The sequence below is a fragment of the Streptomyces canus genome, assembly GCF_030816965.1.
GTDB classification, from domain to species: domain Bacteria; phylum Actinomycetota; class Actinomycetes; order Streptomycetales; family Streptomycetaceae; genus Streptomyces; species Streptomyces canus_E.
Genome location: NZ_JAUSYQ010000002.1, coordinates 6,834,284 through 6,848,108, shown reverse-complemented (window position 1 = coordinate 6,848,108; position 13,825 = coordinate 6,834,284). Strand labels below are relative to the sequence as shown.

Annotated in this window: 16 protein-coding genes and 2 pseudogenes; 11 read left to right on the top strand and 7 right to left on the bottom strand. The window is 70.7% G+C overall.

From position 1 onward, the window contains the following. Positions 1–35: 35 nt before the first annotated feature. Positions 36–632, bottom strand: coding sequence for a permease (locus tag QF027_RS32635; protein WP_373432033.1), 597 nt, complete (start codon positions 630–632; stop codon positions 36–38). Positions 633–795: 163 nt separating this feature from the next. Here QF027_RS32635 and QF027_RS32630 point away from each other — a divergent pair, with 163 nt between their 5' ends. Next, positions 796–1,419: a DUF1326 domain-containing protein gene (locus QF027_RS32630; RefSeq protein WP_306976340.1), complete on the top strand. Its 624-nt coding sequence runs from the start codon at positions 796–798 to the stop codon at positions 1,417–1,419. A 12-nt stretch (positions 1,420–1,431) separates the two neighbouring features. Further along, the gene (nrtS, locus tag QF027_RS32625; RefSeq protein WP_306976342.1) at positions 1,432–1,695 is read left to right on the top strand and encodes a nitrate/nitrite transporter NrtS; all 264 of its coding nucleotides are present in this window, start codon (positions 1,432–1,434) and stop codon (positions 1,693–1,695) included. A 1-nt stretch (position 1,696) separates the two neighbouring features. Here nrtS and QF027_RS32620 read toward each other — a convergent pair whose 3' ends face one another. Further along, on the bottom strand, positions 1,697–2,533 hold the full coding sequence (locus QF027_RS32620; RefSeq protein WP_307078691.1) for a DUF2182 domain-containing protein: 837 nt from the start codon (positions 2,531–2,533) through the stop codon (positions 1,697–1,699). 299 nt (positions 2,534–2,832) lie between these two features. Between QF027_RS32620 and QF027_RS32615 the strand changes: the two genes are divergently transcribed. Both QF027_RS32615 and QF027_RS32610 read left to right on the top strand, forming a co-directional pair. After that, positions 2,833–3,096: a CopG family transcriptional regulator gene (locus QF027_RS32615; protein ID WP_307078688.1), complete on the top strand. Its 264-nt coding sequence runs from the start codon at positions 2,833–2,835 to the stop codon at positions 3,094–3,096. Next, on the top strand, positions 3,093–3,506 hold the full coding sequence (locus tag QF027_RS32610; RefSeq protein WP_306976348.1) for a DNA-binding protein: 414 nt from the start codon (positions 3,093–3,095) through the stop codon (positions 3,504–3,506). Before QF027_RS32615 ends, QF027_RS32610 begins: the two co-directional genes overlap by 4 nt. A 284-nt stretch (positions 3,507–3,790) precedes the next feature. Here QF027_RS32610 and QF027_RS32605 read toward each other — a convergent pair. Beyond that, positions 3,791–3,954 (bottom strand): annotated as a pseudogene (locus QF027_RS32605) (SDR family NAD-dependent epimerase/dehydratase); the annotation flags it as partial. A gap of 40 nt (positions 3,955–3,994) precedes the next feature. After that, on the bottom strand, positions 3,995–4,558 hold the full coding sequence (locus QF027_RS32600; RefSeq protein ID WP_307078686.1) for a hemerythrin domain-containing protein: 564 nt from the start codon (positions 4,556–4,558) through the stop codon (positions 3,995–3,997). A gap of 261 nt (positions 4,559–4,819) precedes the next feature. On the opposite strand from QF027_RS32600, the gene QF027_RS32595 reads away from it, so the two are divergent. Beyond that, complete coding sequence (locus QF027_RS32595) at positions 4,820–5,710, top strand: SDR family oxidoreductase (RefSeq protein WP_306976353.1); 891 nt, start codon at positions 4,820–4,822, stop codon at positions 5,708–5,710. 94 nt (positions 5,711–5,804) lie between these two features. Here QF027_RS32595 and QF027_RS32590 read toward each other — a convergent pair whose 3' ends face one another. Then, entirely contained in the window at positions 5,805–6,026 is a 222-nt protein-coding gene (locus tag QF027_RS32590; RefSeq protein ID WP_373430952.1) for a hypothetical protein, read from the bottom strand. Positions 6,027–6,516: 490 nt separating this feature from the next. Here QF027_RS32590 and QF027_RS32585 point away from each other — a divergent pair. The 4 genes and pseudogenes from QF027_RS32585 (at position 6,517) to QF027_RS32570 (ending at position 10,217) form a co-directional block, all read left to right on the top strand. Further along, positions 6,517–7,838, top strand: a pseudogene (locus tag QF027_RS32585) (MFS transporter). 88 nt (positions 7,839–7,926) lie between these two features. Next, positions 7,927–9,000 (top strand): acyltransferase family protein, encoded by a 1,074-nt coding sequence (locus tag QF027_RS32580; RefSeq protein WP_307078684.1) that lies wholly within the window; start codon positions 7,927–7,929, stop codon positions 8,998–9,000. Between the two features lie 137 nt (positions 9,001–9,137). Then, positions 9,138–9,623, top strand: coding sequence for a hypothetical protein (locus QF027_RS32575; protein ID WP_306976358.1), 486 nt, complete (start codon positions 9,138–9,140; stop codon positions 9,621–9,623). A 93-nt stretch (positions 9,624–9,716) separates the two neighbouring features. Continuing rightward, the gene (locus QF027_RS32570; RefSeq protein ID WP_306976360.1) at positions 9,717–10,217 is read left to right on the top strand and encodes a peptidylprolyl isomerase; all 501 of its coding nucleotides are present in this window, start codon (positions 9,717–9,719) and stop codon (positions 10,215–10,217) included. A 51-nt stretch (positions 10,218–10,268) separates the two neighbouring features. On the opposite strand, the gene ku is transcribed toward QF027_RS32570, so the two are convergent. Continuing rightward, positions 10,269–11,273, bottom strand: coding sequence for a non-homologous end joining protein Ku (ku, locus tag QF027_RS32565; RefSeq protein ID WP_444876092.1), 1,005 nt, complete (start codon positions 11,271–11,273; stop codon positions 10,269–10,271). Positions 11,274–11,334: 61 nt separating this feature from the next. Between ku and ligD the strand changes: the two genes are divergently transcribed. Then, positions 11,335–12,216 carry a non-homologous end-joining DNA ligase gene (gene ligD, locus QF027_RS32560; RefSeq protein WP_306976364.1) on the top strand — a complete coding sequence of 294 codons (882 nt, stop codon included), beginning with the start codon at positions 11,335–11,337 and terminating at the stop codon, positions 12,214–12,216. A gap of 107 nt (positions 12,217–12,323) precedes the next feature. Here ligD and QF027_RS32555 read toward each other — a convergent pair whose 3' ends face one another. Next, positions 12,324–13,127, bottom strand: coding sequence for a nuclease-related domain-containing protein (locus QF027_RS32555; protein ID WP_307078679.1), 804 nt, complete (start codon positions 13,125–13,127; stop codon positions 12,324–12,326). Between the two features lie 120 nt (positions 13,128–13,247). Between QF027_RS32555 and QF027_RS32550 the strand changes: the two genes are divergently transcribed. Beyond that, positions 13,248–13,754, top strand: a complete 507-nt coding sequence (locus tag QF027_RS32550; RefSeq protein WP_306976369.1) for a protein-tyrosine phosphatase family protein — start codon at positions 13,248–13,250, stop codon at positions 13,752–13,754. The last annotated feature ends 71 nt before the right edge of the window (positions 13,755–13,825 follow it).

Genomic DNA, 13,825 nt, shown 5'->3' with positions numbered 1-13,825 from the left:
GCCCCGGGCCTCTCCGTGCAGGGGGAGAGACGGGCTCAGTGGCTGTGTCCATGGCGGGTATGGGCGTGCTCGTGCCCCTGTTCGCCGGCTTGGGGGATCCGCCCATCATCCGCAGCATCGCAGGGCCGCCAGTGCGCAGGAGCGTACGAGCAGAGTTGCCGCCAGAAGCAGGAAGGTGATGTTGAGCCAGGTCGTGTAGTGCCAGGTGATGCCCTCTTCGGGGATCCTCGCATCGGCCTGGTCGGGGATGAGTCCCGGGCCCCGAAGGCGAACCCGACACCATGTCCCGCGACGGCCGGCGCCGCGAAGAAGGTCACCAGCAGGAAGCCGGCCATGCGGGCGCCGTAGTACTTCCGGTAGATGCTCAGGATCGGAAGGATCAGCAGGGCGAAGACGTGCGACAACGAGGTGAAGCCGTCACGGGAGAACAGCCTGCGGGCGGAGCCCTTCCCGCCCTGTAGTACGACGATCATGATCGGCTCGCCGACGAGCTCGGCGGCGGTGCATTGCCATCCCCTCAACAGCGCCATGATCACGCCGAGTTCGATGACCAGGTGGGTGGAGGCGATCTCAAAGGTCATCGCCGCGGTGAAGTTGGCGCCCTTGCGGAAGAGAGACCGGGCGAGGGCCACGGCAGCGCAGGAGCAGGAGGACGAGGCGGCGTGAGCACGGCGGACAGGGTGAGCACGCCGGTACGTCTTGTCATGAAACGCCGTTTACATGCCAATTTGACAGGTCTAGCGTGAAAGTACAGACGACGCTTGCCGCCATCACCATCGGAAGAGGGGAGCAGTCATGTCGTGGACGATATCCGGCACTTATGTGGCCGGTTGCTCTTGTGCGGTGTTGTGCAGCTGTCCGTACGACGGTCAGCCGCGGGACGCCAAGGGCGGGACCGAATGTCTGGGCACGGCCGTGTTTCATGTGGCGGACGGGAATCTGGGCGATCTGGACCTGTCCGACGTGGACTTCGCGTTCTACAACCATTTCCCCTCCAATCTGTCCTCGGGCAACTGGAAGGTCGGGCTGGTCGTGGACAGCGCGGCCAGCGATGAGCAGGCCGAAGCCCTGGACCGCATCCTGTCCGGCCGGGAAGGCGGACCTTTCGGCCAGCTGTCGCAGTTCTACGGCGAGTACCTGGGCATGGAGCGGGCGAGGGTGTCCCTCACGGACGGGGACAGGCCCGGCCTCACCGTCGAGGGCAGGACGGAACTCTCCTACCAACCGCTCACCGGACCCGACGGCAGCTCGACAAAGATCAAGAACGCCATGTTCGGGTTCGCACCCGAATTCGAAGTCGGCACCACCACTGGTCGTTCCAACGCCTTCGGGCTGAGCTACGAGGCGTCGTACGGCGAGACCGCCGACTACGTCTTCAGCAGCGAGGAGACCGAAGAGGCCGCTCACGGGCGGGTCTGAGCGAGTTCACCCATGAGCGCAGGCGAGCCACCGCGACTCCTGGCGACGGTGTTCTCGGCGGCCTCGGTATCGAGGTGCGTGCCGATCGCCCTCCTTGTGGGCACCCTGCTCTCACTGGTCAACCAGGGCGCGGTGATCGCGTCCGGCGACGCCACGGCCGCGACCTGGTTGCGGGTGCTGTTCAACTACCTGGTGCCGTTCTGCGTGTCCAGCGCGGGCTTCTTCGGCTGTCGGCGGGCCGCCTGGCGGAGCGCACGGTCGCGGCGGGCCAGGTGAGTCACATGCCGTCCATCGAGGGCATTTCCCCCTGCAGCCCCGGCAGCAGCCAGTCCTGGAACGGCGCGAGCACAGCCAGCACGAGAAACACGACGCCCACGATCCGGCCGAGCAGCGGGCCACGGGACCACAGCTTCTCCACGAAGATCACCACGGCCAGTCCGGCCATCGCCGCAACGTTCATCACGCCGAGCGGGACCAGCACGACCATCAGTCCCGCGCAGCAGCCGACGCAGTAGGCGCCGTGATGGACGCCCACCCGAAGGTCGCGGGCCGGCTGCCGGAACCCGGCGTAGTGCACCAGGTGGCTCATGGGGTCGCGGCAGTGCCTCAGACAGACGTATTTGAGGGGGCCCAGCTGATAGAGGCCCGCGAGCAGGAAGGCCACGGCGCCGATCCAGCGCCCGGCGGTCGGATGGTCGTCCACCAGTCCGCCGGTAAGGGCCAGGGCCGCGTAGGCGAGAAGTCCGAAGGCGGTCCACACCAGCAGATACCCGCCCACGAACTCGACGGTGCGCCCGGTCCGACTCCAGCCGGAGGACTGCCGTCCGATTCCCCGCACCCACGTGATGGCCACTGGCGCCATGGACGGCAGCATCATGGCCGCCATCATCGTCACCCACAGCAGCAGGAACAGCGGCAGCGCCATCCCCATCGTGCCGGGCCCGACCTCCATGTCCCGGGCCTGCCCGACCGTCAGCGCCCAGGCGGGCACCGCGATCAGGACGACCAGGAACCATGCGACTGCGAGGTCCCGCTTCGGCAGCAGGCCGCCGCCCGCTCCGGTCGGCGCGGGCGACCGGGCGGATACGAAGGCGGAAGTCCGGCTGTGACGCATCGGCAAGTCCTCCTGCGGATGCTTCCAGGACAGCACGCATCCCACTGCGGCGCGACCTCGCACAGCGCGGTGTGCTCGCGCATGGACCAACCCAGCCGGGGCCGCCGCCTGCGGGTCGCACGGCTGTCGAGCCGCCCATGAGGACCACCACCACGTTGGGCGACGCCGGCTTCAACGCCCGGTCCAGGATCGGTACTTCGAGGGCTACGCGCCGGGTTCGGTGTACGCCGACGGCAGCATCACGGTGAGCGAACAGGACGCGCACACCGCCCGGGAGGATTGACGGTAGGATACGTAGCATGAGTGAGCCTACCGGCAAGTACTCGATCACTATGCCACGCGACATCGCCGAAGCCGCCAAGGCCCGCAGCGGCCCCTCCGGGCTGTCCGCGTACGTCGCCGCAGCAGTCGCCCGCCAGATCGAACGCGACAACCTCAACGAGCTCATCGCCGTCGCCGAAGCCGAACACGGACCCGTCACCGACAAGGAGATCCAGGCCCTGCGCGACCAGCTCCACCAGGCCCGTGACGACCAGGCGGCGGGTGGAGCGAACGCCGCGTGAGCCGTTCTCCCGCCGTCCCCGGCGGCACCCTCGTACTGGACAGCGAGGGACTGGCCAAGGCCGTCCTCCGCGACCGTACCGTCACCGGCTGGCTCGCTCTGGCCCGAGCCGACGATCTACGGGTGATCACCTCCGCGGCCACCCTGGTGGACGTCGTCCACCCGCGGATCAACCGCCCCGCGCTGGAGTGGACTCTGTCCCGCCTCGTCGTAGAGCCGGTCACCGAGGCCATCGCCCGTCACGCGGCCGCTCTCCTCGCCGACGCCGGCCTGCACGGCCACAAGTACGCCGTCGACGCCATGCTCGGCGCCACCGCCCTCGCCGCCCCCGGACCCGTCACCGTGCTCACATCGAACCCGGAGGATCTCAACTCACTGTGCGGTGGACAGGCCACCGTCATCAAGGTCTGACCCGAACGCCTTTCGTGGCCCGGCAACGCCTCCGCCGTCCCGGGCGGGTCTGCGAGGGAGACACGAGGATGCCGTGGGCTCCCGCCCGGCGTGCGGTCTCGAGGTCGGCGCCGATGCCGCCGGTGACGAGGCAGTCGACGGGCGCGGTGCGGGCACACGGCCCACACCGCGCACGGGCCGAGGAGTTCATCGCGCGACGCGACGGTTACGCGACGCTTTGACGCGGCGGACGCCGGTCTCGCCCGAGCGCGACGCCGTCGGTTCGGGCGTTCCGACGCGGCGAGCGGCTCGTCGACGGGGCGTTCGACGAAACGGATACTGAGGCGGAGCCGGCGAGATCGAGCATCGGGATCTCCTCTCCGCCGCCGACATTCACGGGCCCCGGCTCATCCGAGGCCGCCAGGACGAGGACGCCGTCGATCGTGTCGTCGACGTAGCACAGCGAGCGGCGCGCATGCCGCTTCAGCCCTGTCGGCTCTGTCAGTGGGTCAGTCCTGCTTTCCGCGGCCGGTGAGCATGTCGCGCAGGCGGTCGACCATGCCGGTGCCGGGCGCGAGGATTTTGTTCGCGGGCGGGGTGTCCGGCGCGGACGGGTGCGGGCGGGTGGGAGCGTGCTGCTTGGCCGAGCGGACCTTCTCGCCGAGCTCCTCCAACGCGTCGGCGGAGCAGACATCGGCCAGCAAGGGGAACAGCCTGTTCTCCTCGTCGCTGACGTGCGCCGTGACGGAGTTCTTCAGCCGCAGGATGAGCGTGTCGAACTGCCCGTCCCCGGGCTGGCAGCCTTCGAGCTCCTTCAGCATGCGCTCGACTTCACCGTGGTCGGCGATCTCCTTGTCGGCGAGGTCGTCTCCCCCGTCGACGTACCGGCGCACCGCCGGGTACAGGTACTCCTCCTCGGCCACCGAGTGCCGGATCAGCTCCATGGTGAGCCGGTCGGCCAGTTCGCGCCGCTGCGGGTCGGGACCGGGCAGCGCTTCGATCTGCGCGAAGAGGTCGTCCACCTCGCGGTGGTCCGTAGTCAGTTCCTGGATGACGTTTCCGCCGTGTCCCATGGGTTCTCCACTCCTTGTCGTTTCCAGATACCTGCCACGCGCGTACCGACGACCTCACACAGGTCCGCCACTTCACTCCGGTGGCCGACTGCGCCGCTCCGGCTGTGCGGGTACCTGCCGCCGCATCGCACAAACCGACGACAGCTTTACGCCGGTGAAGACCTGGTCCGAGATACCTCGTCCGCGTGACGTGGCTTTTCGGGTGGTGCAGGGCGGGAACTCGCTGGTTCGTCCGAACCCGCCGGCGTTGAGGAGGCCGCTGTGACCGAGCACCAGCACACCCAGCAGGACCCGACGACGCAGCACCCGCGCCCGGAGTTTCCGGCGCAGGACCAGCCGCACCCTGGCTGGACCGGGCCGATGGACCCGCCGCCCGACCACGGCGAGGAGTCCTACCGCGGCACGGGTCGGCTGGAGGGCCGCAAAACCGTCATCACGGGCGGGGACTCCGGCATCGGGCGGGCGGTGGCGCTGGCCTTCGCCCGGGAAGGCGCCGACGTGCTGTTCACCCATCTGGAGGAGGAGGCGGACGAGGCGCGTGAGACGTCCCGTCTCGTCGAGGGCGCCGGCCGCAAGGCGGTCGCCGTCTCCTGCGACATCCGTGAGGAGGACAACTGCCGGGCGCTGATCGAGCGCGCGGTTTCCGAGTTCGGACGCATCGACGTGCTGGTGAACAACGCGGCGTTCCAGATGTCGCAGCCGGACGGCATCGAAGCCATCACGACCGAGCAGTTCGACCGGGTCATGCGCACCAACCTCTACGGGATGTTCTGGCTGACCAAGTTCGCCCTGCCGCACATCCCGGAGGGCGGCAGCGTCATCAACTCCACGTCCGTGCAGGCGTACAAGCCCAGTCCGCACCTGCTGGACTACGCGATGACGAAGGGCGCGATCGTGACCTTCACCCAGGGGCTGGCCCAGATGCTCGCGGAGCGCGGCATCCGCGTCAACGCGGTCGCGCCGGGCCCGGTGTGGACGCCACTGATCCCCGCCACGCTGCCCGACACCGTGGAGTTCGGCAAGCAGAGCCCGCTGGGCCGCCCGGCCCAGCCCGCGGAGCTGGCCCCGGCGTACGTCTACCTGGCCTCTCAGGAAGCGAGCTTCGTCACCGCGGAGATCCTCAACGCGACCGGTGGCACGCCCCTGCCGTGAGCCACCGGCGGGCCGCGGAGCCGCTCACCCGACGTACCTCCCGCCGGGCCGAACCGCTGTTGTGGGTGACCGTCGCCGTGGGTCGGGCGTCCGCTCAGGCCGGCCCGCGCCCTGACGGCCGGGCGGGTGCGTGCCGCTCCAGCAGCCTGGTCGCAGCCTCCACGTGCGGTGGCAGCGGTCGGCGTCGTGCCAGGGCGGCGGGAAGGCGTACGACCACTTCGCGCAGGGCGCGGCGGGCGCCGGGGGCACCGGCGGTCGCCGCGGCGGCCAGGCGGGCTGTGGCCCGCAGCGCCAGCGGATACGGCGGCGCAGCCACAGGGTCAGCACCTCGTTGCGCCGCAGCAGGTGGCTTCGCTCGTCGCGGCCGCTTTCCCGCATTGATCCACCTTGTGCACAGGCCCCACAGCACGCGCGACTGCTGCGGGGCCGCTCTGTGCCCCTCCGGTTCCGGGGCGGAACGTGATGACGAGACGAAGCCTGTGAGCAACCACACTCGACACGGCAAGTGACGTAAAGGCGGTCGGCAGTTGAGCCCGTGAGGGCGGCGTCGCGCGGCGAACCGCAGCCGCCGCACCGATCACGTCTGCCACGATGGTCCGCGCCGTGACCGACTCGGTGGATGGCCGCGCAGCGCAGCCGGCGTTCCTCGGTTTCGCCTACCTGTCTGACCTGCCACTTCGCCTCTCGGGTACCGCACTGTGTCTTCCACTCCTGTCCCTGCCTGCCCTTCCGCTGCCCCGAACATCGCCGGGACCTCCCCCCGGGAGGCGTCACGCGCGCCGTGGCGATCCCTGAGACACCGCAGCATGCGCTGGTGGTCCGTCGCGAACTTCGTGTCGAACGCCGGCACCTGGATGCAGCTCACGGTGCAGAACCTGCTCGTTCTGCAGATCACCGGGTCCGCCGCCGCGACGGGGCTGTCGATGTCCGTCCAGGCCGGCCCCGCCCTGTTCATGAGCCTGCTGGGCGGAGCGGCCGTGGACCGCTGGTCGCGCAAGCTGACGGCGGCCGTCAGCCAGACCCTGCTCGGCGCGGTCGCCTTCGTCACGGCCGTGCTCGTGGCGCTGGACCGGCTCGACATGACGTCGCTGCTGGTGCTGGCCGCTGTGACCGGCATCATCGCCACCGTCGACGGACCGGCGTGCGCTCTGCTGGGCAACGATCTCGTCCCGGCCGAGGACGTCCCCTCCGCCATCGGCATCGGCGCGATGGTGCACAGCGCCGGCCGCCTCGTCGGGACCGCCCTGGCCGGCGTGACGGTCGGCTTTCTCGGCACGGCCGCCGCGTACGCGGCCAACGGGCTGTCCTTCCTGTTCGTCGCCGCGGTCGTGCCGTTCCTGCGCCCCGCGCCCGGGGCGGCGCCGACGGCCGGGCCCGACCCGACCGCCGCCGCGCGCGGACCGGGGCCGGGGCCGGGGCCGAGGCCGGGGCCGGGGCCGAGGCCGGGGCCGAGGCCGAGGCCGGGGCCGGGGCCGACACGACCATGCGCGAAGGCCTGCGCTTCTTCGCACGCCGGCCCCGCCTGGTCGCGCTCGCCGGCATCACCGGGATCAGCGCGGTCTTCGGGCGCAACTACGGGCTGACCCTGGCCGTGCTCGTCACCGGGCCGCTCGCGGGCGGTGCGGAGGCCTTCGGCACGGTCTCCGCCGTCCTCGCCGTCGGCGGCATCCTGGGCGCGTTCCTCGGTGCCCGGCTGCGGCGGCCCTCCGTCCGGCTGGTGGGCACGCTGGCCGCCGCGGGCGCGCTGCTGCAACTGGCGGCGGGGCTGTCACCGTCGGTGGCCGTCCTGCTGGTGCTGGTCCTGCCCATGGCCGCGGTGGAGTCCGTCTCCGACACCGCCGGAACGGCCGTCCTCCAGACCGACCCGCCCCCTCACCTGCGCGGACGCGTCCTCGGCGTGTGGAGCAGCATCGGCACGGTGTGGGGCCTCGGCGGCCCGCCGGCGCTGGGCCTGCTCATGGAACTGGCCGGGGCACGCGGAGCTCTCGTGACCGGTGGCCTGCTCGTCGCCGGCGCGATCGGTGCGGGTTTCCTGCTACGGGCACGCCGCACACCGGAGCCCGTCGCCCTGCCGACGAAGCCGGGCGGCGAGGTGGCGGGACGGGAGGCGCTGAGCACGGCTGCCTGAGGCACGCTCGTCCCGCGCGGCACCTACGGGGCACAGCTAGCACTCAGGTACGGGGTTTGGGCCGCTCCGGAGTGGTGAGGCGCCCGGGATGCACGAGCAACTTGTCACTGTCGCCCCTCGGGAAAGACCCGCAGCGCAGCGTCCCGCGGAGCGCGACGCCTACTTCGACAACATCAAGTATCTGGCGATCGTGCTGGTCGCGGTGGGACACGCGTGGGAGCCGTTGCGGGACGGGAGCCGGGGCGTCTCGGCGCTGTACCTGCTCGTGTACGCCTTTCACATGCCCGCGTTCATCGTCGTCTCCGGGTACTTCTCGCGGAACTTCGACGCCGGCCCGCAGCGGCTGCGGAGACTGGTGACCGGGCTGATCGTGCCGTACGTCGTGTTCGAGACGGCGTACACGTTCTTCACCCGGTGGACCGACCAGGTGCCGGAGCGGCCGGTGAGTCTGCTGGACCCGCTGTATCTGACGTGGTTCCTGGTGGCGTTGTTCGTATGGCGGCTGACCACTCCTCTGTGGCAGCGAGTACGTCATCCGGTGCCGCTCGCCCTCGTCGTGGCTATGCTCGCCACCCTCACGCCCTCCATCGGCGACGATCTCGATCTGCAGCGTGTCCTGCAGTTCCTGCCGTACTTCGTGCTGGGTCTGTGCCTTAAGCCGGAGTACTTCCGCCTGATCCGTCGGCGGGCCGTACGGCTGGCGGCCCTGCCGGTGTTCGTGGTCGCGCTCGCGCTCGCCTACTGGGCCGTGCCGCGGATGAGCGGGGCCTGGTTCTACCACCGGGACAGCGCCCAGGAGTTGGGGGCGCCCGGCTGGTCGGGGCCGGTGATGACGCTGGTCACCTTCGGGTGCTCGCTGGTCCTGGTCGGGTGCTTCCTCGCCCTGGTGCCCGGGCGGCGGACCTGGTTCACGGTGCTGGGCGCGGGCACGCTCTACGGCTATCTGCTGCACGGATTCCTCGTCCAGGGCGCCCGGTTCTGGGGCTGGTACGGGCCCGCCTGGGTCCACGAACCGCTCGGCGCGGCCGCGGTCGCCCTCATCGCCGCCGCCGTCGTGACCGCCCTGTGCACCCCACCGGTCCGACGCGCCCTGCGATGCCTGGTGGAACCGGAGATGCGGTGGGCCTTCCGACAGCACACGGCCCGACCAGCGCACACCTAGGGGGACGGCGCCACGACCGCTCGACGCGGGCCCGCTCCCCCACGCCGCCACCTCCGACACGACCGCACGACGGGGCTTCCGGCAGCACGCGGCCCAACCCGGCTGCAACCAGGGCGACTTGGCCGTACACCGAGCCGGTGCCCCCGCTCGACGCGGGCCCGCTCCCCCACGCCGCCACCTCCGACACGACCGCACGACGGGGCCTTCCGGCAGCACGCGGCCCAACCAGGGTCCGCCCAGGAGGACTTGGCCGTACGACGGGACGGCGGCCGTACCGGACCTACTTCGACGGCCTCGTGGGGGCCGACGGCACCGGGCTCGGTACGGAGGTCGGCTCCGCCGTCGCCGGCGGTCGAAGGATCCGACGCCGTCGTACGGCAGTCTCGGGCGCCGTGGGAGTGCTGGTGGCCGCCGTCCTCACGGCCGGGGCCGTGGCCGCCCTGCCCGGCGCGGACCCCGGCCGCTCCTCGGTGCCGCCGGCCCCGGTGAGCAGTCCCCCGCCCACCACCACGGGCCCGGCGTCGCCGTCACCTGTCCCCTCCGAACCGTCGGCCGTTCCGACGGCGGGCGGCACGACCGGGAACGCGCCCGGTGACGCCCCTAGGACGTCGCCTCTGCCGTGAGGCCGCGACGCCGTGACGCCGTGAGGTCGTCGGGCCTGGGCAGCCGTGTGACAAGATGCTTCGGTCATGCCCCACCAGAAAGGGACGATTCCCATGTCCAGGGTCGAGCTGACCACTAATTTCGGCCGTATCGTCCTCGAGCTCGCCGACGCCGAGGCTCCCAAGACCGTCGAGAACTTCCTGAAGTACGTCGGCAACGGGCACTACGACGGCACGATCTTCCACCGGGTGATCAACGACTTCATGGTCCAGGGCGGTGGCTTCACCCCGGACATGGTGCAGAAGCCCACGCTCGCGCCGGTCCCGAACGAGGCCGACAACGGTCTGAAGAACACCGCGTACACCGTGGCGATGGCGCGCACCAGCGACCCGCACTCGGCGACCGCGCAGTTCTTCATCAACGTCTCGGACAACGAGTTCCTCAACTTCACGGCCAAGAGCCCGAACGGCTGGGGTTACACCGTGTTCGGCAAGGTCGTCGAGGGCCAGGACGTCGTCGACCAGATCAAGGGCGTGCGGACCGGCAGCAGCCGCGGTCACGGTGACGTGCCCACGCAGCCGGTGATCATCGAGTCCGCGAAGGCCGTCGGCTGACCCCGCCGACACACTGACGCGACCTGCGCGGTGCCGACGGCGGTGCGCAGGTCACGCGGTCCGTTTGCGGGCGGTCGTCTTCTTGGCCGTCGTCTTCTTCGCGCTCGTCGCCTTCTTCGCCGACGCGGTCTTCTTCGTTCCCTGTGACGACTTCGCCGTCGTCTTCTTGGCGGCCGCCGTCTTCTTCGTGGCCGACGTGGACTTCTTGCCGCCCGTCTGCTTCGGCGCCGCCCGCGCCGACTTGCGCTGCGGCAGCCGCGTGATCTCCCCCGACTCCTCGCCCCGGGACTCCTTCGCGTCCCGGACACTCTTCTCCAGCGCGGCCATGAGGTCGAGGACCTTGCCGCCCTTCGCCCGCTCGGGTGCCTCCGGAGGTGCCTCGCCCGCGGCCTTCGCGGCGACGACCTCCTCCAGCGCCTCGCGGTACTCGTCGTGGAGTTCGTCGAGGTCGATCTCGCCGAGGGTGTCCATCAGGGCGTCGGCGAGGTCCAGTTCCTTGTCGCTGACGGTGACCTTGGTGTCGGGGGCGAGTCCCTCGGGCGCGCGGACCTCGTCCGGCCACAGCAGCCCGTGCAGTGCGATGGCGTCCTCCACCACCCGCAGCATCCCGAGCCGCTCCCGCCCCCGCAGCGCGAACTTGGCGATGGCCACCTTGTTGCTGCGCTTGAGGGCCTCTCTCAGCAGCGTGTACGGCTTGGCGGCGGGGGCGCCGCCCGCCTGGAGGTAGTACGCGGCATCCATCTGGAGCGGATCGATCCGCTCGCCCGGCACGAAGGCCACGATCTCGATCGTCTTCGTCGTCGGGAGCGGCAGATGGGCAAGGTCCTCGTCGGTGATCGGGATGATGGTGCCGTCGGCGTCCTCGTACCCCTTGCCGATCTCCGCCTGGCTGATCTCCCGGTCCTCCAGTTCGCAGACCTTGCGGTAGCGGACGCGGCCGCCGTCCTCGGTGTGGATCTGGCGGAAGGAGATCGAGTGGCTCTCGGTGGCGTTCACCAGCTTGATAGGAATGCTGACCAGGCCGAACGAGATGGCGCCGTTCCAAATGGATCTCACCAGCAGCACCCTTTCTGGGGTATTACACCGTTTCATCAGGTATGCGTGAGATTCTCATCGTATGACGCCGATCACAGAGGTGGAGGGGCGACGGCTCGCGCTCAGCAATCTGGAAAAGGTGCTGTATCCGGCCACCGGCTTCACCAAGGGCGAGGTGCTGCACTACTACGCCACGACGGCCGAGGTGCTGCTCCCCCATCTGCGGGACCGTCCCGTCTCCTTCCTGCGCTATCCGGACGGCCCCGAGGGTCAGGTGTTCTTCGCCAAGAACGTTCCGCCGGGTACGCCCGACTGGGTCACCACCGCCGAGGTGCCCCGCTCGGAGGGGCCGGCCCGGATGGTGCTCGTGCAGGACCTCCCGAGCCTGATGTGGGCCGCCAACCTGGTCACCGAGTTCCACACCCACCAGTGGCCGATCGGCACCCCCGACGAGGCCGACCGCCTGGTCCTCGACCTCGATCCGGGGCCGCCCGCGACGATCGTCGAGTGCTGCGAGGTCGCCCTCTGGCTCCGGGAACGGCTGGCGGCGGACGGTATCGAGGCGTACCCGAAGACCGCCGGGTCGAAGGGTCTGCATCTGCTGGCGGCGGTCCGGGGGGCGTCGTCCGATCAGGTGTCGGAGTACGCCAAACAGCTCGCCGTGGAGGCGGAGCGGGCGATGCCCCGGCTGGCCCTGCACCGGATGACCCGGAACCTGCGCCCCGGCAAGGTCTTCGTCGACTGGAGCCAGAACGCCGCCCGCAAGACCACCGCCACCCCCTACACACTGCGCGCCCGGCCCCGGCCCCTGGTGTCGGCACCGGTGACCTGGACGGAGGTCGAGGACTGCGGCACACCGGCCCAGCTGTCCTTCGAGGCGCCGGACATGGGCCCCCGCCTCCAGGACTACGGCGACCTGCTGGCCCCGCTCCTCGACAGCGAGCGGGCGGCACCACTGCCGTGAACACACCGTCGGGCGACCGCGGGCAGGTCGTGGCCGGCCGCGCCCGCACGGCGGTGCCTCAGCTCGTGCGCAGGCCCGCGCCCCCGGGTGAGGGCAGGCGCCCCGGCTCAGACCTTCGTCCAGGTGTGGCGGTCCCGTGCCATCGCGTGCAGGGCCTCCACGTCCGCCGGTTTGAGCACCCCGCCGAGGCGGGCGAGGCCTTCGAGGTCGGTGTCCGCGAGGACGCGGACCCCACGGGGCGGGAGGGGGACCGTCACGGCTGCGGGGCCGACGAGGGCGAGGACCGGGTGGACCTCGGCCGTCAGGGCGTAGGAGGCACGGTCGGCGTCGGCGCGGACGCGGCGCAGCAGCGGCTGGGGGTCGCGGCGACCGAAGGCGACCATCGGGTCGGCGACCGTGACCCGCTGCCTGCGGGCGTACAGCGCGTGCACGGCGAACAGTCCGGCGGGACCGATCACCACATGGTGGACGCGGTCGCCACCGGGCAGCGGGACGGAGTGCAGGGTGTGCCAGCCCGCGCCGTCGAGGCTGTCCAGCGCCTCCCCCACGGTCTGTTCCGCCTCCAGCGCGCGCCGACGGGGGTCGCGGCGGATCAGGTGCGGGGAGCCGGGATCCCGGTCCAGGGCGATCTGGAGGGCCTCGCCGGGCCGGTTGGGCGCGAGGTCGTCGTCCGGGTGGAGGGTGAGACGGGCCAGTTCGGCGGGCGTCGGCACCGGGGGCGGGCCCACGGCCACCGGGCCGGTCAGGAAGGGCCCGAGGACATCGAGCACATCCTCTCTGCGGTCCTCTCTCAGCAGATTGATCCGGGCCGCCTCACGGTCGTACCAGGCGATGTTCGTGCCGTCCGTGAGGCAGACGTACAGCCGCTCCTGACCATGGCGCCAGGTCGGTACGACGCGCAGTCCGCTCATGCACCATCACCCCATGGACCATGGGAACAGGCGGGGTGCTGCGCAGGCAAGAAGCCGGTTACCTTTGGGGTGAGCTGCCGTGAGTTGCAGGGCTTGGCGCAGGGGGCTTGGGAGGCGCTGTTGCGGACCCGCAGGAAGCAACCCGATGTACCGGCTCCGGACAGAGCGTGGGACGAGATCGTGCCCGGGCTGTGGATGGGCGGGCACGAGTTCCAGGGCATGTCCGGACAACGGGAGTTCGCCGTCGTACGGGACGAGTTCGAGGTCGTCCAGACGCTGTTGCGGCTGCCGGGCCACGGCCCCGATCCCGGCGTCGAGCACCACGTGTGGCCGATTCCGGACGGCCCGCTGGACGGGACCCAGCTCACGGGCGTGATGCGGCTGGCACAGGCCGCGAGCGACGCACTCGACGAGGGCCGCAAGGTCCTCGTCCGCTGTTACCACGGTTACAACCGCTCGGGCCTGGTCGTGGCACACGCCCTGGTCCGCAGGGGGCATACGGCCGACGAGGCGATCCGGCTGATCCGGAGCCGGCGCTCGTCGTGGGCGCTGCACAACGAACTGTTCGTCGAGTACCTCCGGGCCGGCCTTCCGACGGCCCGGCTCCTGGAGGAGCTGACCGAGTAGTGCGGCCCGGGGACGCCGGAACGTAAAAAGGACTTCCACACGAATAAGGTGGTCGGGCCGACACACCCCCC

What these genes read in the sequence shown, in the direction of transcription:
- QF027_RS32615 (WP_307078688.1), top strand. Translation starts at nt 2,833, where the DNA reads ATGAGTGAGCCTACCGGCAAGTACTCGATCACTATGCCACGCGACATC.
- QF027_RS32580 (WP_307078684.1), top strand. Translation starts at nt 7,927, where the DNA reads ATGCACGAGCAACTTGTCACTGTCGCCCCTCGGGAAAGACCCGCAGCG.
- QF027_RS32600 (WP_307078686.1), bottom strand. Translation starts at nt 4,558, where the DNA reads ATGGGACACGGCGGAAACGTCATCCAGGAACTGACTACGGACCACCGC.
- nrtS (WP_306976342.1), top strand. Translation starts at nt 1,432, where the DNA reads ATGAGCGCAGGCGAGCCACCGCGACTCCTGGCGACGGTGTTCTCGGCG.
- QF027_RS32555 (WP_307078679.1), bottom strand. Translation starts at nt 13,127, where the DNA reads ATGAGCGGACTGCGCGTCGTACCGACCTGGCGCCATGGTCAGGAGCGG.
- ligD (WP_306976364.1), top strand. Translation starts at nt 11,335, where the DNA reads ATGACGCCGATCACAGAGGTGGAGGGGCGACGGCTCGCGCTCAGCAAT.
- QF027_RS32570 (WP_306976360.1), top strand. Translation starts at nt 9,717, where the DNA reads ATGTCCAGGGTCGAGCTGACCACTAATTTCGGCCGTATCGTCCTCGAG.
- QF027_RS32630 (WP_306976340.1), top strand. Translation starts at nt 796, where the DNA reads ATGTCGTGGACGATATCCGGCACTTATGTGGCCGGTTGCTCTTGTGCG.
- QF027_RS32620 (WP_307078691.1), bottom strand. Translation starts at nt 2,533, where the DNA reads ATGCGTCACAGCCGGACTTCCGCCTTCGTATCCGCCCGGTCGCCCGCG.